Annotated in this window: 20 protein-coding genes; 15 read left to right on the top strand and 5 right to left on the bottom strand. The window is 42.7% G+C overall.

Features of this window, described 5'->3' with window-relative positions:
* Positions 1 to 8 precede the first annotated feature (8 nt).
* From BUC10_RS12935 to BUC10_RS12925, 3 genes are all read left to right on the top strand, one after another.
* Positions 9 to 866, top strand: a complete 858-nt coding sequence (locus BUC10_RS12935) for a helix-turn-helix transcriptional regulator (protein WP_073180335.1) — start codon at positions 9 to 11, stop codon at positions 864 to 866.
* Positions 867 to 936: 70 nt separating this feature from the next.
* Positions 937 to 1368, top strand: coding sequence for a hypothetical protein (locus BUC10_RS12930; RefSeq protein WP_073180333.1), 432 nt, complete (start codon positions 937 to 939; stop codon positions 1366 to 1368).
* Positions 1369 to 1378: 10 nt separating this feature from the next.
* Complete coding sequence (locus tag BUC10_RS12925; RefSeq protein ID WP_073180331.1) at positions 1379 to 1843, top strand: nuclear transport factor 2 family protein; 465 nt, start codon at positions 1379 to 1381, stop codon at positions 1841 to 1843.
* Between the two features lie 31 nt (positions 1844 to 1874).
* On the opposite strand, the gene BUC10_RS12920 is transcribed toward BUC10_RS12925, so the two are convergent.
* Positions 1875 to 2834: an alpha/beta hydrolase gene (locus BUC10_RS12920; RefSeq protein WP_073180329.1), complete on the bottom strand. Its 960-nt coding sequence runs from the start codon at positions 2832 to 2834 to the stop codon at positions 1875 to 1877.
* A 286-nt stretch (positions 2835 to 3120) separates the two neighbouring features.
* Between BUC10_RS12920 and BUC10_RS12915 the strand changes: the two genes are divergently transcribed.
* Positions 3121 to 3828 carry an energy transducer TonB gene (locus tag BUC10_RS12915; protein WP_073180327.1) on the top strand — a complete coding sequence of 236 codons (708 nt, stop codon included), beginning with the start codon at positions 3121 to 3123 and terminating at the stop codon, positions 3826 to 3828.
* Positions 3829 to 3901: 73 nt separating this feature from the next.
* Here the strand turns inward: BUC10_RS12915 and BUC10_RS12910 are convergent, their stop codons facing one another.
* The 4 genes from BUC10_RS12910 to BUC10_RS12895 all read right to left on the bottom strand — a co-directional run bounded on the left by BUC10_RS12910 (position 3902) and on the right by BUC10_RS12895 (position 10650).
* Positions 3902 to 6298 carry a sodium-translocating pyrophosphatase gene (locus BUC10_RS12910; protein ID WP_073180325.1) on the bottom strand — a complete coding sequence of 799 codons (2397 nt, stop codon included), beginning with the start codon at positions 6296 to 6298 and terminating at the stop codon, positions 3902 to 3904.
* A gap of 114 nt (positions 6299 to 6412) precedes the next feature.
* Entirely contained in the window at positions 6413 to 6940 is a 528-nt protein-coding gene (locus tag BUC10_RS12905) for an inorganic diphosphatase (RefSeq protein ID WP_073180323.1), read from the bottom strand.
* A 77-nt stretch (positions 6941 to 7017) separates the two neighbouring features.
* On the bottom strand, positions 7018 to 9513 hold the full coding sequence (locus BUC10_RS12900) for a DUF5686 family protein (RefSeq protein ID WP_073180321.1): 2496 nt from the start codon (positions 9511 to 9513) through the stop codon (positions 7018 to 7020).
* 159 nt (positions 9514 to 9672) lie between these two features.
* Positions 9673 to 10650: a pyruvate dehydrogenase complex E1 component subunit beta gene (locus BUC10_RS12895; protein WP_073180319.1), complete on the bottom strand. Its 978-nt coding sequence runs from the start codon at positions 10648 to 10650 to the stop codon at positions 9673 to 9675.
* Between the two features lie 175 nt (positions 10651 to 10825).
* Between BUC10_RS12895 and BUC10_RS12890 the strand changes: the two genes are divergently transcribed.
* The 11 genes from BUC10_RS12890 to BUC10_RS12840 all read left to right on the top strand — a co-directional run bounded on the left by BUC10_RS12890 (position 10826) and on the right by BUC10_RS12840 (position 20190).
* Entirely contained in the window at positions 10826 to 11572 is a 747-nt protein-coding gene (locus BUC10_RS12890; RefSeq protein WP_073180317.1) for an electron transfer flavoprotein subunit beta/FixA family protein, read from the top strand.
* Between the two features lie 19 nt (positions 11573 to 11591).
* Positions 11592 to 12560 carry an electron transfer flavoprotein subunit alpha/FixB family protein gene (locus BUC10_RS12885; RefSeq protein ID WP_073180315.1) on the top strand — a complete coding sequence of 323 codons (969 nt, stop codon included), beginning with the start codon at positions 11592 to 11594 and terminating at the stop codon, positions 12558 to 12560.
* Positions 12561 to 12648: 88 nt separating this feature from the next.
* Positions 12649 to 13281 (top strand): bifunctional nuclease family protein, encoded by a 633-nt coding sequence (locus BUC10_RS12880; RefSeq protein WP_073180312.1) that lies wholly within the window; start codon positions 12649 to 12651, stop codon positions 13279 to 13281.
* A 9-nt stretch (positions 13282 to 13290) separates the two neighbouring features.
* Entirely contained in the window at positions 13291 to 14754 is a 1464-nt protein-coding gene (locus tag BUC10_RS12875) for a NupC/NupG family nucleoside CNT transporter (protein WP_073180310.1), read from the top strand.
* Between the two features lie 435 nt (positions 14755 to 15189).
* On the top strand, positions 15190 to 16014 hold the full coding sequence (locus BUC10_RS12870; protein WP_073180308.1) for a thymidylate synthase: 825 nt from the start codon (positions 15190 to 15192) through the stop codon (positions 16012 to 16014).
* 24 nt (positions 16015 to 16038) lie between these two features.
* Positions 16039 to 17805 carry an arylsulfatase gene (locus tag BUC10_RS12865; RefSeq protein WP_073180306.1) on the top strand — a complete coding sequence of 589 codons (1767 nt, stop codon included), beginning with the start codon at positions 16039 to 16041 and terminating at the stop codon, positions 17803 to 17805.
* Positions 17806 to 17835: 30 nt separating this feature from the next.
* A complete protein-coding gene (locus BUC10_RS12860) occupies positions 17836 to 18270 on the top strand; it encodes a hypothetical protein (RefSeq protein WP_084732647.1) in 435 nt (144 codons plus the stop codon).
* The gene (locus BUC10_RS12855; protein WP_073180304.1) at positions 18267 to 18836 is read left to right on the top strand and encodes a cysteine hydrolase family protein; all 570 of its coding nucleotides are present in this window, start codon (positions 18267 to 18269) and stop codon (positions 18834 to 18836) included. The genes BUC10_RS12860 and BUC10_RS12855 overlap by 4 nt, the downstream gene beginning before the upstream one ends.
* An 18-nt stretch (positions 18837 to 18854) precedes the next feature.
* On the top strand, positions 18855 to 19253 hold the full coding sequence (locus tag BUC10_RS12850) for a hypothetical protein (protein WP_073180302.1): 399 nt from the start codon (positions 18855 to 18857) through the stop codon (positions 19251 to 19253).
* 42 nt (positions 19254 to 19295) lie between these two features.
* Complete coding sequence (locus BUC10_RS17705; protein WP_084732646.1) at positions 19296 to 19715, top strand: hypothetical protein; 420 nt, start codon at positions 19296 to 19298, stop codon at positions 19713 to 19715.
* Positions 19716 to 19821: 106 nt separating this feature from the next.
* Entirely contained in the window at positions 19822 to 20190 is a 369-nt protein-coding gene (locus BUC10_RS12840; protein ID WP_073180299.1) for a hypothetical protein, read from the top strand.
* Positions 20191 to 20294: the final 104 nt, after the last annotated feature.

Below are 20294 nucleotides of genomic sequence, written 5' to 3'. Positions count from 1 at the left end.
GCTTTCAGGTGCTATCTACTTACAACATAACGCCCATCCCAGAACTGCAACCGTATGTCAATACTATTTGGATTGTAGATGGGAATGAATTAAGGCAGCCCCATATTGAAAAAATGATACCTTTTGGTTGTTCAGATTTCGTTTATGTGGAGAAACCAACAATATATCACCACTCCGATAAAACTAGAAGGGAAGCGTTGAATTCATTCTTCGTCTCGGGTCAGATTACGAAACCTTATTATTTAGAATATCAGCCAGGGTGCAAATCCATAGGTTTTGGATTCTTTCCACATACAAGTCATTTATTCACACAGTTTTCAGCAAGCCAGTTTACCGATGGTCTGGTTGCTCTTCAGGACATGGGGTTTGAAAAGAAATGCGACATATTGGCCATGCAATTGGATGAAGCATCAAATTTTCATGAAAGATTAATGCGCTTACAGAAATTTGTGCTGCAACAAATCCGAAAGAATGAAAAGGTTTCCATCAAACAGGAGTATGTGCAGATAGTTGTCCAGCAGGTACTAAGATCAAAAGGAAATTTTAACCTTAAGCAGGTATGTGGCCAGCTCAATGTTTCTGAGCGCCTTTTACAGCTCTCATTTAAGGATTATGTAGGTCTAACCCCAACATTGTTTTCCAAGGTTGTCCGATTCTTAAACGCGGTAAGCCTTCTCCAAAGGGAGCCGCATTCCCTCACTGAAAAAGGGCTTCTTTTAGGGTATTATGATCAATCCCATTTTATTAGGGACTTTAAGCGTTTCTCTGGATTGTCGCCCAAACAGTATTTTAAGGAATCCCATTATTTGTTAGACGAGTTTACCTCAGAGGATTCCCATTCGTTTTTGTACAATTCCATCCACTAGACCTTTGTTAGCTTGCAAGGGTTTTTGAGCAAAACTGTTGTCACAAAATTTCAATAAAACGAAAATCAGTATGAAAGTTCAATTGTTGGTTCTATCCATTTTGATGTTTCTGGGATGCCATTCCAAAGAGAATCCAAAACCCAATAGTCCAGAAAAACAAGACCTCAATGGCACCTCTTGGAAGATGGACTATTCTATGGAAATCCATGGGGATACTACTTACCGACATGTTCCTGAACACTGGGTTCGCATCAAAACCTTTACAAAAAACCGATTCACTTTTACAGGCTATGATTTTGGAAAAAAAGAAATTGCAGGTATTGGCGGCGGCACCTATACTCTAAAAGATTCCATTTACACAGAGTATATCGAATTTCATCATCGTTCGGATTTTAACGGAACCCAATTTCAAGGGGAACTTTACATTGATAGTCTCTACCTGTACCAAACCGGGAAGGTAGGGGAACTTACCTTAACAGAACGATGGCATAGAATTGATTAAACTTAAAATTATGAGATACTCCATATATGTATTAGCATCGCTTTTTCTATTGGCTTGCCAACAAAAAGAACAGCACATCGCCAAAATCAGAGAGACCATTAAGGAGGAAGAAGCATTGCATGCCCTTAACACTTGGAAAGATGCCTATTTGACCAACAACATAGTATCGGTCGATACCGTTGTCCATTCCTCTTGGGTTTATTCCGGGGCTGCCAATGGCAAAACCAGTGACAAAGCTGCAATGCTTGAGGAACTTAGAACTGCGGGATATTTTTTTGCCGAAATTGTTTACGAAGATGTAAAAACCAGAACTTATGGCAATACAGCCATCGTAACGGGAAGAGAAAAAATGCTTATCGTAGACAAAACAACCTTAGATACTGCTGTGGTTCGACTTAGATTTACTGATGTTTATCAAAAACTAAAGGGAAAAGTACAGGCTCTAAGCACCCATAGCTCTCCCATTTCAGAATGAATCTGGTGCCGTCATTCGAATCGAGAAGAATTCAGTCTTCATAATAATCCTTATAAACATCCCTGAGCGCATTTCCAATGCTTGCATTTGTAGCACCAAAATGATCTCCATTATATATGCTTTCAATAAGTGTTAAACAAGGGATATTTCTAGCCGCCAAACCTTCCGCATAAGGGTTTACCGAAGGAGTAAATCCTCCTACCATACTTGTAATAATCAAAGATTTGTTCAATGGGGCGTTTACATTTAATCTTTCGATGAGCAAATTTTCCAAATTTAGGGCGCTCTGAATATAAGGATCAAAGGACAAGTGATTTTTAAAAATTGGAGGGTCAGCCTCATCACTCAACATCATGACCAGTGAAGCAAGACCAGAAGCGGAAACTCCTTGCAAGGTTCGCTCTTCGCCCAAAATTCTGTAATCGGACTCCACTTCCGGAATAAACTCCTCCGTAAAAAACCGATTATAGGCGGCAATCCCCGGGAAAGTATAATCTATCGCCCTACGACCCGAAGGTCCCTCTTCAATCCCTACCAAGATAACTGGCAGCTGATCTAAATCTATGACTTTAACAGGTTGAAGGGAATTGGGAAAAAACCAGAACTGGGCATCCAACCAATACAGTACGGGAAAACTTCGATCGGGTTCTAACTGATACTCAGGTGGCAAATACACATGATACCTGTAGGTTACCCCGGTGATGGAAGAGACTATGGTTTGGTCACCTTCCAAGGTTCCTTCCAGGTCACTGTTTTCTGAACTGAAAACATTTGGATCCAACGGAAACGAAATCGCATCTCTTCTTTGGACAGGTATCACTTCCTCACAGTCAAAGTCAAATGTTGGCAGATCATTCGTTTCCTCGGGGTTCTGGGACAAATCATCTCCCGAGGTGTTTGATTCTATCGAACAGGATAATACTAGGGCAATTAGGGATAAAAAAACTAAACAACCCTTTTTCTTCTGCCATAAAATGCCAATTTCCTTCATGAGATGGAAGATATTGATCAAAAGATACCATAATCTTCGATTATTACGGCAGAATTGGATTGGTAAAAGCATCCGCACGGCATACTTTTTAGGCGTTCGGAGGAAAAAAGTATAGGCTAATTGAGAAGCTCAATTACTGAAAAAGGTAGTTTTTTGATTTTCACTCATTAGAAAGGCCTGTTCCCTCATTTACACTTTTTCTTGCCTGGTTTTCAAGGTAGTTTGCTTTTGGTATGAATCAGTTTATTAACCTCCTTTTATATCAAAAGGTCAAAATTTGGAAATTATGAAGCCGAAAAAGAATCAAGAATTGGACTTGAAACGCAACAGCGTGCTATACTTTATTATCGGGTTGGCGGCAGTGCTATTGCTTACCTATGTAGCTTTGGAATGGAAATCCTATCACAAATCGACTTATGTGGATTTAGCTGAGGCTGATCTACATCCAGATTTGGATGAGTTACCCCCTATCACCATTCAAAACCTACCCCCTCCACCTCCTCCCAAAATCCAAACTCCTCCGATCATTGAAGTAGTTGAAGACGATAAGGACATCGTTGAGACTATCATTGCTTCCAATGAACCTGATCAAGACACGGAAATTGTCAAGATTGATGACATTCCCGTAATCGATGATACCGTTCCCGAGGAAATATCTTTTATGGTCATTGAGGATGCACCCATATTCCCAGGTTGTGAAGGGTCAAAAGATAAAAAGGTGTGCTTTCAAGAAATGATGCAAAAACATATCAGAAAAAACTTCAGGTATCCTGAAATTGCCCAAGAAATGGGATTGCAAGGCCGCGTCAATATTGTTTTTACCATCCAAAAAGACGGAAGCATAGACGAGGTGAGGATGCGAGGGCCACATGAAACCTTGGAAAGGGAGGCTGCCCGTATTATTTCCAAACTTCCAAAAATGACTCCAGGAAAACAGCGGGGAACTCCAGTAAAGGTTCCATTTTCCATTCCCATAACGTTTAAGCTGAATTAGCCTGGTTTACTCTAGAATGGAAACAAAAAAACCACGCCTTTGGCGTGGTTTTTATTATATGTAAAAAGGAAACTTATTCCTTGCTTTTCTTGTATTCGTCCACCAATTTTTGGACTTCTTCCTTAGTAGCACCAACAAACTCGGAAATTTCCTCTTTTGCCTCACCGGCAACTTCATAAGAAGAAGTAACAACCGCTTTGTAAGTACCTTCAGCCGTATTGCTCATCTCAACTCGAATCTGCTTTTCAACAGGCACGGATTCCTTCATCCCATCTGTTGTAATGGAGATTGTTGTTCCGTCCTCTTTCAACATGCTCACCTCATCTGCAGATGATAGGCTCACCAAACTTGGCGCAATTACCAAAGCAACAACAGACATAAGCTTCAACAAGATATTCAAAGAAGGACCTGAAGTATCCTTGAAGGGATCTCCAACAGTATCACCAACTACAGCAGCCTTGTGGGCATCTGAACCCTTACGGCCATCACTTTCAATAGTTTTCTTGGCGTTATCCCAAGCACCACCGGCATTGGACTGGAAGATTGCCATCAATACTCCAGCTGTGGTAACCCCTGCCAATAAACCTCCTAGCATTTCCGCTCCGCCGATAAATCCAACCGCAACAGGAACAGCGATTGCCAAAAGTCCCGGAAATACCATTTCCTTAATGGAAGCAGTGGTTGAAATTGCCACACACTTATCATATTCCGCCACACCATCAGCTGCATCAAAAATCTTTCTGTCCTCAGCGGATGCCTTAGAAATATCAGAATCATATTTTACCATTACTTCCAGAGCAGCTTTCAATTGAGGAATATCCCTAAACTGACGACGAACTTCCTCGATCATTGCCATAGCAGCTCTACCAACAGCGTTCATGGAAAGTGCAGAGAAAACAAACGGCAGCATTCCACCGATAAGCAATCCTGCCATGATATCAGGTTGGGAAACATCAATGGACTCTACCCCAGCAGTCTTCATAAATGCTGCAAACAAAGCCAATGCAGTCAAAGCCGCAGAAGCAATAGCGAAACCTTTACCAATAGCAGCTGTAGTGTTACCTACGGCATCCAATTTATCTGTACGCTCACGAACTTCGCTTGGCAATTCCGCCATTTCGGCGATACCTCCAGCGTTATCCGAGATAGGTCCATAAGCATCAACCGCCAACTGGATTCCTGTATTGGCCAACATACCAACTGCAGCAATGGCGATACCATAAAGACCTGCAAAGTGGTGAGAGACCAAAATAGCGGCTGCTATCAAAATAATTGGAATGGCAGTGGACATCATCCCAACTCCCAAACCGGCAATAATATTTGTTGCAGCTCCTGTTTCGGACTGGCGAACAATTGAATTTACAGGCTTGGTTCCCGTACCGGTATAGTATTCGGTAACCTTTCCTACGGCCAATCCGGCCACAAGACCTGCAATAGTAGCCCAGAAAACGCCCATGGACGAATATTCCTTACCACCTTCAACCCAAGATTCCGGCAACATACCATTGATCAAGAAATAAGAAGCTATCAACATTAGGGCTGCGGAACCAAACTCACCAATATTCAAGGCGGTTTGTGGGTTTCCACCATCCTTTACACGAACAAAGAAGGTTCCGATAATGGACATTACGATACCCACTGCAGCCAAGACCAACGGCAGGTATACTGCTCCAAGGCCATCAAAAGCAGTTTGAAATTCAGGAAGTCCGGCAAAAATAGCTCCCAACACCATGGTACCAATGATAGAACCAACGTAAGATTCAAAAAGGTCAGCACCCATACCGGCAACATCTCCAACATTATCTCCAACGTTATCTGCAATGGTTGCAGGGTTTAGTGGATGATCTTCAGGAATACCAGCTTCTACCTTACCTACAAGGTCGGCCCCAACATCCGCAGCTTTGGTATAAATACCTCCACCCACACGCGCAAAAAGAGCTATGGAAGAAGCTCCCAATGAAAAACCGGAAAGTACATTCAATACTTCAGCCAATTCCCAACCTTGTCCGCTATACAGCATAAAAAGTCCGCTAAGACCCAAAACACCAAGTCCAACAACACCAAGACCCATTACCGCACCACCAGCAAAGGCTACCTCCAAGGCTTTACCCAATGAGGTTCTAGCTGCATTTGTGGTTCTTACGTTAGCTTTGGTGGCCACTTTCATACCAATAAATCCTGCAAGAGCAGAACAGATGGCCCCCACGATAAAGGAAACAGCTACCATTCCATTGGAGCCTGCCTCGCTACTTCCTTTAAAGTAAAGAAGTATCGCCACGGCTATAACAAAAATGCTGAGTATTTTATATTCTGCCTTTAAAAATGACATTGCCCCATCGGCAATATTTTTGGCAATTCGTGCCATTTTATCATCTCCCACTTCCTGTTTTGAGACCCAGACGTTTTTAACAAAAACATACAGTAAGGCCAAAACACCAAAGGCTGGCAGAAATTTTACGATTAGTTCCATAGTTGTTTAATTATTATGAGTTTTTTTAGTGGCAGCAAAAGTAGTAAAATACCGACTAATAAAAAAAATGCGCTTTTGGAGTCCAAAAGCGCATAAATGTCTAATTATTACGGCCTAAATAGTGAAGGTTCGCTTCTTTTTGTGCTCGCTTTCCTCGTAGCGTTTCACGCATTGGTGATAGATCTCGACCGCCTCGTTTACATCGCCCCACCCACCTGTATCAACTTTCTTTTCCTCCAAGTCCTTATACACTTTAAAGAAGTGCTCAATTTCCTTTTGGCGGTGTGGATTGATATCGGTAATGTCTTCCTTTTTATTCCAAACAGGATCACTTACCGGAACGCAAATGATTTTTTCATCAGGTCCCTTTTCATCCGTCATATGGAATACCCCTATTGGTTTCACTTCCATGACCACCATAGGATATGTAGGTTCTGTCCCAAGTACTAAAACATCCAGCGGATCCTTATCCAAGGCCAAGGTTTCAGGGACAAAACCGTAGTCACCTGGATACATCATGGATGAAAAAAGGGTTCTATCAAATCGTATTTTATGAAGAGCGAAGTCGTATTCGTATTTATTTCGGCTACCTTTTGGGATTTCAATCAAAACATCAAAGGTTACCTCTGCTTTGTTAGCCATTGTGAAGGGTTTATTTTTTTTGCAAAAGTAGCCACTCTTTCCGTAATGGTGTCAACAAATTGCAGTCTTAATATGAATTAAAAATTAAATCCAAAAGTGCCCGTTACACCAAATCGGCGTGCATCTGGGTTATCGAGATAGTTGCCCCGGAAATTGAAATCGATGCGTAAAATTTTAAAAATATTCCCGATTCCGAAGGAATATTCCCAATAAATCTGGTCCTCCGGCGCCATCAAGGGGATATTGGCTGGTGCGCTCAGGGCAATGTTTTCATCCGACAACTGTCCCCAAGCTCCTCTTAGGCCAACAATCTCCCTAAGGTTCCAATTCCTGAGTATCGGAATTCGGGAAAACAATCTTCCGTTGAAATTGTGCTCCAAGTGCAGGGTGGCATAGGTGTCCGTTACAAACTCATAAAAATCAAGATTGGGAAAGGTATTGTAGAGAGAAAACAGGGTTTGGTTTCCAGGTACAACACTAAGCAAGCTTAAAGGAACTTCCCCGAAAGTTTTTCCCAGTTCCACACTACTTGTCAATCTGCCAAAGCCACCAATCTGCCAAGGCTGCCTATATGAAAACTGGATTTTTTCGTAATCGAAATCACTTTCAAGGAAACCTCTTACCCCTTTGGTATAATTTAAAAGTACCGTGCTATAATCGTCATTCACATTCACCGGCTCTACCCCATAGCCAATGGTTCTTCTACCAGGTGTGTATATCAAGGTAGTGCTTAGATCAAACTGTTTAACCTCCGAGGATATACCTCCAGGAGCTTCTGGGTCGATATAATCCAAGCTAAAGTCGTCTGGAAGGGCCGAAGCCAAAGTCCGGACGGAACCCCCTATCCTGACCCGGAAATTTTTTGCAGGCTCCATTTCCAGACTCGCGGTGGATAGATTAATATTGGTAAGCCTGTTGTTGGCACCGACCGTTACCAATGATGAGGAGGCGATGCTTCGTCCTAAAACATCATTGGTAGCAGTCAGGCTTACGCCCAACTGTTCAATATCCCTTCGATGTCCGCCGGAGAGTATCAATCGGGATTTACGATCTAGCAGGAACTTTCCGGAAAGCCCATGTTTGAATTTTTTATCGGAAAAACCATAGGCCATGTAACCTTCCAGACGCCAGGTATCGTTTTGCCCAAAATAGGTCCTGGCCCCAGCTCGTATCCGGGTACCTTCAGCATCATTAAAGCCAAAAGTGCTGTAGATGTCTCCTATATCGATGTTCCATTTGTCAATTTCAACATATCCGGAGCCCAAGATGCTTACAATGTCGTAATAGGTTCGGAATTTAGGCACGGTTTTCAAGGTATCCAACAATTTGAAAATTCCGGATTCATCCTCGTTTAAGTTTTCCAAACGGGCATTTTTCCAAAAGGTAGTATCCCTACTAAAGACTCTAGGATCGTACGGGTCCGATTCTGCCTTATAGAACTCTGGCGGTCGTGTGGTATTGAACTGATAGTTGTCGTAGACCGTGGTACGTTTTCCGTAAATACCACGTGATTTTTCTTTTTTTGAAAAGCTGAAATCACTGAGCATGTAGTCCCGTTTTAAAAGGAATACAGAGTCGTTCACAACATCAAATTCTTGTTCAATATAGACTTCCTTTACCCAGTTGATGTTGGCACTTTTGGTAACCTGAAGGTTGATTTTTTTTATGGCATACGTGGTGTCTGCCACCCAAAAATCACCCTTAAAAGTGAGCTCATTTTTACGCCGGGGATAGTAAATAATGTTGTAGCACCATTTGTTGTCTATATAGGTGCTATCAGACAGCACATAATTATAGGTGTCCACTCCAGTTTTTGATAACGGGCTGGTAAAACTCTTGTCAAAGAATTTTAGGTAATTATCATAGACATCATAGTCCGAATACAAATCCTCCACAAAGGCGGTTATTGATTGATGTCCATCAAAACCAGAACTTTTATTCCCCAACACGTCTTCTTTTTCGGTCTCGATTTCATTATCGCCATATACGCGGGAAAATCCTTCGTTTAGGAACATGGGCAAGTAGGTTTTTCCGGTTACCCTTGAGGTATCGAGATTTTCAAACATGAATTCAAGTCCCCGAAATAATTTGCTTTTGATCAATGCACTGTCTATGGTATTGAGGTCAAATTCAATTTTTTCGTATTTATCGTACTGGTATTGTTTAAACTTGCGAACACCGTTCTCCCGTTTTTTCGCCCAAATCTTTTTTAGAATATCTATGGCCGGATTGTTCTTTTTGGATTGCTTTCCGGTATACACCACAACTTCCTTTAATTGCTGTGTGGACTCCTCCAACACAATCTCCATATTGTAATTGACTTTCTGGGTGAGTTCAATTTCTTTGGACTCATAACCAATAAAGGAAATTACAACCTTGCTATAGGTATTGTCCGATTCCAAATAGAACCTACCATTGTCATTGGTAATGGTACCTTCCGTGGAATTTGGAAAAATGATGTTCGCAAATGCAACAGGGGAACCCGATGGGTCAACTACAATACCTCCAACCTTGGTCTGAGAGAAAAGGGAGCAAAAGGATAGGAAGAAAACAACAACAAGGAGTCTTTTCATGTTCTGATATGCACACCGTGGAAAAATCTAGCCGGATTTTTCACACATTCATGGTCATTTTTGGTTTTAAAAGTAATTTCCTATCAAAAACTGTTCCTTAAAAAAAGCCCCATCAACTTTTAGTTGACGAGGCTAATATACCGTACAAATATATGTAAGTTATTTATATAACACTTTCTTAACAGCTTTAATCACATCCTGATGATTTGGCAACCACTCGGCCAACAACACAGGTGAGTATGGTGCGGGAGTATCTGCTGTATTTATTTTCACGATTGGAGCATCCAAATAGTCAAAAGCTTTGTCCTGAACATGATAGATAATTTCAGTAGCTACGTTCCCAAATGGCCATGCCTCCTCTAGGATGACCATGCGATTGGTTTTCTTTACTGAATCCAAAATGGTTTTGTGATCCATTGGACGTACCGTACGTAAATCGATAACCTCACAACTTATACCTTCTTTTTCAAGTTCATCTGCCGCTTTGTAAGCTTCCTTGATTATTTTTCCGAAGGAAACGATGGTCACGTCCGTACCTGCCCTTTTGATTTCAGCCACACCTAAAGGAATGGTATATTCCCCTTCCGGCACTTCACCTTTATCCCCATACATCTGCTCGGATTCCATAAAAATTACTGGGTCGTCATCTCGGATGGCCGATTTCAACAAACCTTTGGCATCTGCCGGATTAGACGGTACAACAACTTTCAATCCAGGGCAGTTGGCATACCAACTTTCAAAAGCTTGGGAGTGTGTGGCCGCTAGCTGTCCGGCGGAAGCTGTAGGCCCACGGAACACAATTGGGCAGGGAAACTGTCCTGCAGACATTTGTCTGATCTTGGCCGCGTTATTGATGATTTGGTCAATTCCCACGAGGGAGAAGTTGAAGGTCATGAATTCAATAATGGGTCGATTGCCTATCATGGCAGACCCCACACCAATTCCAGCGAAACCTAGTTCAGATATGGGGGTATCGATCACCCTTTCTGGTCCAAACTCGTCCAACATACCTTTGGAGGCCTTGTAAGCTCCATTGTACTCGGCAACTTCCTCACCCATCAAATAAATGGTATCATCCCTGCGCATCTCTTCCGACATGGCCTCGGCTATTGCTTGCCTAAACTGTAGTGTTTTCATTAAATCGTACCTAATTTAAGATTAGTAAGTGCGGTTAAAAACGCACGCAAAAATAGCAAAATACTATTGAACAAAATAGGAGGTGAAACTAAAAAAAAGAACAAAATTTATTATGCATGCATAATAAATTTAGGATTTTTATAGCTATCTTTGAGGCGATAAATAGCTACGACATATGAAGATATTAGTTTGCATTAGCAACGTACCGGATACCACTTCCAAAATCAATTTCACGGAAGGGGACACCAAGTTTGATACAAACGGGGTTCAATTTGTGATTAATCCGAATGACGAATTTGGATTGACCCGCGCCATGTGGTTCAAGGAAAAACAAGGAGCCGCGGTTCATGTGGCCACCGTTGGCGGGGCACAAACCGAGCCTACCATTAGAAAGGCACTTGCCATTGGGGCCGATGAGGCCATCCGAATCAACGCGGAACCCACGGACGGATTTTTTGTTGCCCGACAACTTGCAGAAGTAGTTAAAAATGGCGGCTATGACCTTGTCATTGCAGGAAGGGAGTCCATCGATTATAATGGTGGAATGGTTCCAGGTATTTTGGCCACCTTGTTGGATATGAATTTTGTAAACACCTGTATTGGACTTGAAGTGGACGGAAACAGTGCTACCGCAACCCGGGAGATTGACGGGGGTAAGGAAAAAATCAGCACCAGCCTACCTCTGGTCATTGGAGGACAAAAAGGTTTGGTAGAAGAAAGTGATCTTCGCATCCCTAATATGCGAGGCATTATGATGGCAAGAAAGAAAGCTTTGAATGTTGTGGAACCTGTGGATGCCCCAAAACCCACCCAGGATCAGAAATTTGAAAAACCAGCGGCCAAAGGCCCCGTTAAACTTGTGGATGCAGGAAATGTAGGTGAGTTGGTCAATTTATTGCATAGCGAAGCCAAAGTAATTTAAGAAACCCAAGAAAAAAATTATGTCAGTATTAGTATATACAGAATCCGATAAAGGAAAGTTTAAAAAGAGTGCTTTTGAAGTGGCTTCATACGCCCATAAAGTGGCGCAAGACTTGGGTGGAACAGTAACAGCCGTTAGCGTAAATGCAGAGGACGATGCAACCCTTGGAAACTATGGAGTTTCAAAAGTTTTAAAAGTAAGCAATGGCGATTTGGATACGTTCAACGCCAAGGCCTATGCCAATGTGTTGGCCCAGGCTGCCGAAGCTGAAGGTGCCAAAGTCATTGTATTGAGTTCAAGTGCCGATACCAAATTTTTGGCGCCCATTCTCGCTGCCAAAGTTAACGGAGGTTATGTGCCGAACGTGGTAGCAGCTCCAGAAAGCACCTCTCCTTTTATGGTAAAACGAACCGCCTTTAGTAACAAGGGTTTCGCCCATACTGAAATCAGCTCAGATATTAAAATCATAGGAGTCTCCAATAACGCCTATGGTATCCATGAAAACAGTGGCTCTGCCTCCGTGGAGGATTTTTCCCCATCACTAGGCGACTCCGATTTTACCACCAAGTCTGTCGAGGTGGATAAAGTGGTAGGAAAGGCCACCATCGCCGATGCCGATATTGTGGTATCCGGAGGAAGAGGGCTAAAAGGCCCAGAAAATTGGGGTATGATAGAGGAATTGGCCGATGTTTTGGGCGCAGCAACAGCTTGCTCTAAGCCTGTTTCCGACTTAGGATGGCGTCCGCATGGTGAACACGTTGGCCAAACCGGTAAACCTGTTGCCAGTAACCTGTACATTGCAGTCGGAATTTCAGGTGCCATTCAGCATTTAGCTGGGGTAAGTGCCTCCAAAACCAAAGTGGTCATTAATAATGACCCGGAAGCTCCCTTCTTTAAGGCAGCGGATTATGGAATCGTTGGTGACGCCTTTGAAGTGGTGCCCGAACTCATCGAAAAATTAAAGGAATTTAAAGCCCAGAACACTTAAATTTTGTTAATTTGCCTTTTGCAAGGGGCTGTTCAGATAATGGTGATGCCACTTATTTGAAGGGCCTTTTTGCTTTTAGGAGGATGATATGAGCTTAGTACGTTTAAAAATAAAGGGAATATCCTATAGCCAGACCCAAAATGGCGCATATGCCCTTATTTTGAATGAGGTTGAAGGGGACAGAAAGCTCCCCATCGTTATAGGGGCCTTTGAGGCCCAATCCATTGCCATTGCACTTGAGAAGGAAATAAAACCGCCAAGGCCGCTGACACATGATCTGTTCAAGAATTTTGCGGATCGGTTTGAAATCGTGGTCAAGCAGGTCATCATACACAAATTAGTGGATGGTGTTTTCTATTCCAGTATTATTTGCGAGCGGGATAAAGTGGAGGAAATTGTAGATGCCAGAACCAGCGATGCGATAGCACTCGCACTTCGTTTTGATGCCCCAATTTTTACCTACAAGACCATCTTGGACAAGGCAGGAATCTATTTAAAATTCTCTTCCAAGGAAAATGAGGAAAACGAGGAGGATGATAGCATTGTGGTAGATGAGATCCTACAGGAAGGCGAGACCGTTGAGATAGAATCAGGTGCGTCGTCCCAAGGATATCGGGAAATGACCCTAGAGGAATTGCATAAAGAATTGGATAAGGCAGTGGCCAATGAAGACTACGAAAAGGCTGCCAAATTACGGGACGAAATCTCCAAACGTAAATAAGAACATTGCATGCCAAAGCTCACCAAGCGTTTCCTTGTACTCTTACTGTTGTTTTGTTCCGTCAGTTTTGCGCAGGACCTGATTCCTGTCGATTCCCTGGCCTCGGCAGTTGACACCACTACCATAGACGATATCACTCCAAAGGAAACCCCACAATTGGTGCCCAATCAAGGATTTACCGTTAATACCCTTTGGCGCGGCATTTTGGGGATGGGTGTTTTAATCCTGATTTCCTTTCTTTTTAGTGCGAATAGAAAAGCCATCAACTGGAAAACCGTAGGTATTGGATTGGGATTACAGCTATTGATTGCCATTGGGGTTCTCAAAGTGCCATTTATCCAACTCCTCTTTGAAAAAATTGGACAGGTTTTCGTTAGTATTCTTGATTTCACTCGAGTTGGAAGCAAGTTTTTATTCGAAGGCCTTGTTGTGGATATGGATACCTTCGGCTTCATTTTTGCCTTTCAGGTACTGCCCACCATCATTTTCTTTTCGGCATTGACCTCGGTACTCTTTTATTTAGGGATCATTCAAAAAGTGGTGCGAGCATTGGCCTGGTTGTTATCTAAATCCTTGGGAATATCTGGGGCGGAAAGTCTTTCCATTGCGGGAAATATTTTTTTAGGTCAGACCGAGGCACCTTTGCTTATCAAGGCCTATTTAGAGAAAATGAACAAGTCCGAGATTCTGCTGGTCATGATTGGTGGAATGGCCACCGTGGCCGGAGCGGTTCTGGCGGCTTACATCGGATTTTTAGGTGGCGATGACCCAGCACTCCGTTTGATTTTTGCCAAACACCTTTTGGCTGCATCCGTAATGGCAGCGCCGGGCGCCATTGTGGTTTCAAAAATTCTATATCCCCAAACAGAAGAAGTAAACACGGATGTTCATGTTTCCTCAGAAAAAATTGGCGCCAATATTCTGGATGCAATTTCCAATGGTACCACCGAAGGTCTTAAATTGGCCATGAATGTAGGTGCTATGTTGCTGGTCTTTATCGCCTTTATAGCCATGGCAAATGGTATTTTGGGGTGGATCGGGGACTTAACTACATTAAACGGATGGATTGCAGCTAACTCAGCCTATGACAGTTTTTCCTTGGAAGCCATTTTAGGAACCGTCTTTGCTCCCCTTATGTGGCTTATTGGCGTAGCCAACGAGGACATCATGCTGATGGGACAATTATTGGGAATCAAGCTTGCTGCCAGTGAGTTTGTGGGTTATATCCAACTTGCGGAACTCAAAACCATGACCAACAATCTACATTTCACCTATAACAAATCCGTAATCATGGCTACCTATATGCTCTGCGGATTTGCCAATTTTGCCTCCATCGGTATCCAAATTGGGGGTATTGGCTCCTTGGCCCCCGGTCAGCGTAAAACCCTTTCTGAATTTGGGATGCGGGCTGTACTAGGCGGTTCGTTAGCCTCATTGCTTTCTGCTACTATTGCTGGGATGATATTGGGGTAATAAGGTGAAGGGTTAAAGGTTTACCATCTTTCCAGTCCTTTGTAAAATGAAGATTCACAAGAAATAGCTGTAAATCGAGCGAAAGTGCGTTTTGCGAAGCAAAAAAGAGCATGTAGCGTTTGGATTTACCAGCGGTTTTGTGATATCATCGCAAAAATTTCCTAGGAATCTTCTTGAATTTTTGGTTCGTTTTGTTTCAAGACAAAATGAACTAATAGCACCCTTTCGTTAATAAAATCTTCATAAGTCCAACTTCATTAACTTTATAAGACCTAAGACTTAAAGTATTTTAGACGGGTTAAAAGAAAGCCGTCAGTTTGAGTGAAATCCTGAAAGGGTTTAGTATCGAAAACAGGGCTTTCCCAGCAAAGATTTCTCGATACGTCCCAAGCAAAGCTTTGGGACACTCGAAATGACGAATTAGTAGCATGTAGCATGAAACAATACCACGACTTACTCAAACACGTACTTACTGAAGGAAATGCCAAAGGAGACCGCACAGGAACAGGAACCGTCAGTGTTTTTGGCTATCAAATGCGGTTTGATCTCTCCGAAGGCTTCCCCATGGTCACTACTAAGAAATTGCACTTAAAATCTATTGTGCACGAATTGCTCTGGTTTTTAAAGGGTGATACCAATGTGGGTTACCTCCAAGAAAACGGGGTGCGCATCTGGAACGAGTGGGCGGACGACAACGGCGATTTGGGCCCGGTATACGGACATCAATGGCGCAACTGGAACAGTGAGGAAATCGACCAGATAAAAGAGGTGATCGAAACCCTGAAAACCAATCCAAACAGTCGTAGGATGTTGGTTTCTGCCTGGAATCCCAGCGTTTTACCAGATACCTCCATTTCGTTTAGTGAGAATGTGGCCAATGGAAAGGCTGCCCTTCCCCCCTGCCATGCGTTCTTCCAATTTTACGTAGCCGATGGGAAATTATCCTGCCAATTGTACCAGCGTAGTGCGGATGTCTTTTTGGGCGTGCCCTTTAACATCGCATCCTATGCCCTGTTTACCATGATGATGGCCCAAGTTTGCGGATACGAACCGGGTGACTTTATCCACACTTTCGGGGATGCACATATCTACAACAACCACCGAGAGCAAGTGGAATTGCAACTGAGTCGGGAGCCAAGACCTTTGCCAACCATGCGATTGAACCCTTCAGTTAAAAACATCTTCGATTTTACATTTGACGATTTTGAACTGTTGAACTACGACCCGCATCCACATATTAAAGGTGTTGTGGCGGTGTAAACAACCTCAAAAATCATAAGAAATATGAAGTCAAGAATTGAAAATGTAGTCCTACTTGCATTCTCAATCCTGACTTTATGCACCACTGCGACTTACGCCCAAGAACAAGAACGCCCCAACGTAATTATCATCATTACGGATGACCAGGGTTACGGCGATTTGGGCATTACCGGAAACCCGCATGTGCAGACCCCAGTCATTGACCAATTGGCTACCGAAAGTGTCCGCTTCAACAACTTTTATGTGTCCCCGGTATGCGCCCCTACCCGCTCCAGCCTTATGACCGGCCGATACTCCTTGCGCACGGGCGTGCGCGACACTTACAACGGCGGAGCCATCATGGCCTCCAACGAGGTGACCATTGCCGAAATGCTCAAACAGGGTGGTTATACCACTGGCGTATTTGGCAAATGGCATTTGGGCGACAACTACCCCAGCCGACCAAGCGACCAGGGTTTTGACGAATCCGTGATCCATCTTTCTGGCGGTATGGGGCAGGTAGGCGATATCACCACCTATTTTAAGGGAGATACCAGCTATTTTGATCCCGTGCTTTGGCACAACAACCAACAAGAGGCCTATGAGGGCTATTGCTCCGATATTTTTACGGATCAGGCCATTCAATTTATTGAGAACAACAAGGCATCGCCCTTCTTTTGCTATCTCTCCTTTAATGCACCTCATACCCCCCTGCAGGTACCCAATGAATATTACCAAAAGTACAAGGATATAGACCCGGCCTCGGGATTTGACGGAGACGACCGCCCTTTCCCGGAAATGAGCGAAAAAGACAAGGAAGATGCCAGAAAGATCTATGCCATGGTCACCAATATTGATGATAATCTGGGCAAGCTCTTTAAAAAATTGGACGAGCTAAAGATCTCCAAAAACACCCTTGTGGTTTTTATGACGGACAATGGCCCGCAGCAGCGTCGCTATGTGGCGGGGATGCGCGGCCGAAAGGGCAATGTGTACCAAGGCGGGGTGCGGGTGCCCTTTTATGTAAAATATCCAGCGGTATTTGCCCAAAACAAGGACATTGAGACCATGAGCGCCCATATTGATGTGCTACCGACCTTAGCTGAGTTGTGTAAAGTGGATTTGCCCCAAGACCGAAAAATTGATGGTAAAAGCCTGTTGCCCCTGATTCAGGGCAAAACCGTGGATTGGGCAGACCGTTCCCTATTTTTTTACTGGACGCGTCGCTATCCCGAACCCTATTACAATATGGCCCTGCAAAAAGATGGCTACAAATTGGTGGGAAAGACCAATTACAACGCCGCCCTTGAGGATTTTGAACTGTTTAATCTCAAAACCGACCCTTATGAGCAACATAATTTAGTGCTGGAGGACAAATCCAAGGCCACTACGCTAAAATTGGAGTTGGATAATCTCTATCAAGAACTCATCACTTCCGAAAACCTGGTAAACCAACCTCGGATTATTGTGGGCAGCAAAGCTGAAAATCCCATTTTCCTCAACCGGAACGATGCCGGAGGGGAACGCGGTATCTGGGATCAAGAAGAAATCTATGGCACATGGAAGGTTAGTATTGAAGAAGGCCATTATGATATTCGCATGAAGTTTGTAAAGCCCTTAAAAGCAGGTGGCCGACTCTATTTGGAAGCCAACACCTTGGTAAAACATCAGGCAAACTCCCAAGACCAAGTGGATGTGCTGGAACTAAAAAACGTATACCTCCCAAAAATGGACTGCGACCTGCTGACGCACTATGCAGTGGGCGGTAAACATATTATGCCGTTTTGGGTGGAGATGGAAAAGATGAATTAGCTTAATTTATATGAAAAGGTCGCGCTCGATTTGAATAAAGAAATCAATATTCTGACGATTGTTGAATTGGAAAAATGGTTAAAGGACAACTGTTATCCAATGAACAGTTATTGCATTAATGGAAATATTATTCACGAAGGTTTTGGTTTGGAAAAAAATGGAGGACTTTTCCAATGGTTCTACACAGAACGTGGCGACAAGCGAATATTGGAATATTTTTCAACCGAAAAAGAAGCTGTTCAGTATGCTCTTAATAAGATTATATTGGATGAACACGCTAACCGCAACTTTATTGGAATGTACAAATCCAAAGAAGAAGCTGAAAGAGTTTTGAAGGAATTAAGAAACCGCAAAATTGAATATTGGTCTGATATAATTCCCTATGGCGGAATCGATGACATGCGAACTCGAATTTTTGTGATTGGTTGTGGAATTAAAAAAGCACAAGATTTAATAAATAAATGAAACCCAACAAAGCCCTACTCGTTATCGATATACAAAAAGGCTCTTTTACGCCCAAAACCCCTCGTTTTGATACCGAGGGCGTATTAGCCCGTATCAACACATTGGCAGAGCTGTTTCGGCAAAAGGGTTGGCCCGTGGTGATCATACAGCACGATGGCACTGGAACGAGCGAGTTTGAAAAAAACGACTGGGATTGGGAGCTGTTGGACGAACTCCAAACCGAACCCACAGACACCTTGCTGGACAAATATGCCAACGATGTCTTCTATAGATCCAAACTCCAAGAGTTGTTGACGACTTGGGGAACCCAAGAACTGCTGATCACAGGCTGCGCTACAGACTTTTGTGTGGAGGCCACCATACAATCTGCCTTGGCCAAGGATTATAACATTACCGTGGTGGCTGATGGGCATACCACAGGAGACCGACCCCATTTGCCCGCCCAAAAAGTGATTGAACACTACAACTGGGTATGGCAAAACATGATTCCCACCAAAGGGAACATACGGGTGGAGGATTTTGAAACAATCAGCGAAGCTATCTATGGGGATGGTCAAAACCCTTAACAAGGCGACTGTTTAGATATGGATAAAAGAACTGATGAAATAATTATACGTTTCGAAAATTCGTGGAACAACACCGAGGCTTTCTACCGCAATTTATTGGAGAAACATACAGGGTTTAATTTTGTTGCACCTATTCTGGAATTCATTCAAGAATTGAAAAATTCAGGTGAATCCAAAAACTTTAGACTTGGAACGTCTATGCATACTTTGATAATTTCAAGATCTGTTGAACATGGATTAAGGGAAGATCAGAAGGAAATCAGAATTGAAAAGGTCAACAATCTTCCTGATGGCTTTGAGTATGAGGTTATCATGAGACAGGGAAAAAATGTATTTCGGGTATACAGAGTTCATAATTTAAATGATGAAAAGGTTTTGAACCTCTTGGCAACCTTAAAAGAAACATTGATTGACTAGGTCCAATAATACCACATACCCCTCAAAAAGACAATGCCATACATGCAAAACAAAAAAATCTACAGATATACCAACGTTGAATTGCTTGACCAAATAAAAAATGGTTCTTCCAAAACCTTGGTAAACCAAGCCCAAGAAGAACTTGATAAACGTGATTTGTCCCATTTAGAATTGAACAAGTTGGAAGAAGAATATGTGAAATTCAAGGCCTATCAAGAAAAACGTAAGAATGAACCTTTGACCAGAGAAGAGTGGTTCAACTTTTTCTTCTGGTCTTTTTTACAGCCAAATTCACGGTGGATCAAGGATAACTTCTCGGAATCGGAATATAAACGGTTCCGAACGCATGGGTTTGATAAAAAACTTCGGCAAGTACGCGAAGCCAAAATCTATGGATTTATCTTTTGGTTTATCATTGCTACGGCACTTATTTTCTTTGTTTTACCCAAATTGGGTTTGTAAAGATGTATTTTACAACCATATAACCAAATGACAGATAAAACTAAACCCAATGTTCGGTTTATTTAAAAAGAGGATACCAAAAACCAAAAAATCAGACCTTTTTCCTATGGAAAAAATGGTACTTGATTTTGTCATAGAACAATTGGAAGCACCCAAAGCGCCTGCTCTGGTTGAGCAAATCAAGCTCCTACCCCTAAAAAAAAGAATTACCTACCCCAAAAGTCATGTTACCGAATTTTATCCGCAAAATTTTGATGATGTGCCAGAGAAATTCCGATTTGGAAGAACCGAAGAGTTTAAACTGGCCTCTATAAAAATCACTCAGGGTAACAAGGAATATTACTGCCAGTGCAATTTTGTGCTTGGTCAGCTATTTGACCTTTCCATAAGACCAGTTCCAGAAAAACTTGATTTTAAAAGTGAAAATTGGGAGTTAAAGGACTTTACAATTGAATCCAACGTCGTCAAAAATTGAAAGGGCAAATTATTGGGCAAATCCATAGGGGTGTCCGTTAAAACTCCAACACCTCCTTGTTAGGCTAAAATCTGTAGCAGAACAGCTACAAAAACCATTGCTTT

The sequence above is a fragment of the Flagellimonas flava genome, from assembly GCF_900129665.1.
GTDB lineage: Bacteria > Bacteroidota > Bacteroidia > Flavobacteriales > Flavobacteriaceae > Flagellimonas > Flagellimonas flava.
Note: the sequence above shows the minus strand (reverse complement) of the source record. Positions and strands in the feature narration are given on the sequence as shown.

Coding starts and splice junctions, on each gene's coding strand:
- BUC10_RS12915 (WP_073180327.1), top strand. CDS start 3,121: ATGAAGCCGAAAAAGAATCAAGAATTGGACTTGAAACGCAACAGCGTG.
- BUC10_RS12900 (WP_073180321.1), bottom strand. CDS start 9,513: ATGAAAAGACTCCTTGTTGTTGTTTTCTTCCTATCCTTTTGCTCCCTT.
- BUC10_RS12925 (WP_073180331.1), top strand. CDS start 1,379: ATGAGATACTCCATATATGTATTAGCATCGCTTTTTCTATTGGCTTGC.
- BUC10_RS12850 (WP_073180302.1), top strand. CDS start 18,855: ATGGATAAAAGAACTGATGAAATAATTATACGTTTCGAAAATTCGTGG.
- BUC10_RS12930 (WP_073180333.1), top strand. CDS start 937: ATGAAAGTTCAATTGTTGGTTCTATCCATTTTGATGTTTCTGGGATGC.
- BUC10_RS12865 (WP_073180306.1), top strand. CDS start 16,039: ATGAAGTCAAGAATTGAAAATGTAGTCCTACTTGCATTCTCAATCCTG.
- BUC10_RS12840 (WP_073180299.1), top strand. CDS start 19,822: ATGGAAAAAATGGTACTTGATTTTGTCATAGAACAATTGGAAGCACCC.
- BUC10_RS12855 (WP_073180304.1), top strand. CDS start 18,267: ATGAAACCCAACAAAGCCCTACTCGTTATCGATATACAAAAAGGCTCT.
- BUC10_RS12890 (WP_073180317.1), top strand. CDS start 10,826: ATGAAGATATTAGTTTGCATTAGCAACGTACCGGATACCACTTCCAAA.
- BUC10_RS12870 (WP_073180308.1), top strand. CDS start 15,190: ATGAAACAATACCACGACTTACTCAAACACGTACTTACTGAAGGAAAT.
- BUC10_RS17705 (WP_084732646.1), top strand. CDS start 19,296: ATGCAAAACAAAAAAATCTACAGATATACCAACGTTGAATTGCTTGAC.
- BUC10_RS12880 (WP_073180312.1), top strand. CDS start 12,649: ATGAGCTTAGTACGTTTAAAAATAAAGGGAATATCCTATAGCCAGACC.
- BUC10_RS12905 (WP_073180323.1), bottom strand. CDS start 6,940: ATGGCTAACAAAGCAGAGGTAACCTTTGATGTTTTGATTGAAATCCCA.
- BUC10_RS12875 (WP_073180310.1), top strand. CDS start 13,291: ATGCCAAAGCTCACCAAGCGTTTCCTTGTACTCTTACTGTTGTTTTGT.
- BUC10_RS12920 (WP_073180329.1), bottom strand. CDS start 2,834: ATGAAGGAAATTGGCATTTTATGGCAGAAGAAAAAGGGTTGTTTAGTT.
- BUC10_RS12895 (WP_073180319.1), bottom strand. CDS start 10,650: ATGAAAACACTACAGTTTAGGCAAGCAATAGCCGAGGCCATGTCGGAA.
- BUC10_RS12885 (WP_073180315.1), top strand. CDS start 11,592: ATGTCAGTATTAGTATATACAGAATCCGATAAAGGAAAGTTTAAAAAG.
- BUC10_RS12910 (WP_073180325.1), bottom strand. CDS start 6,298: ATGGAACTAATCGTAAAATTTCTGCCAGCCTTTGGTGTTTTGGCCTTA.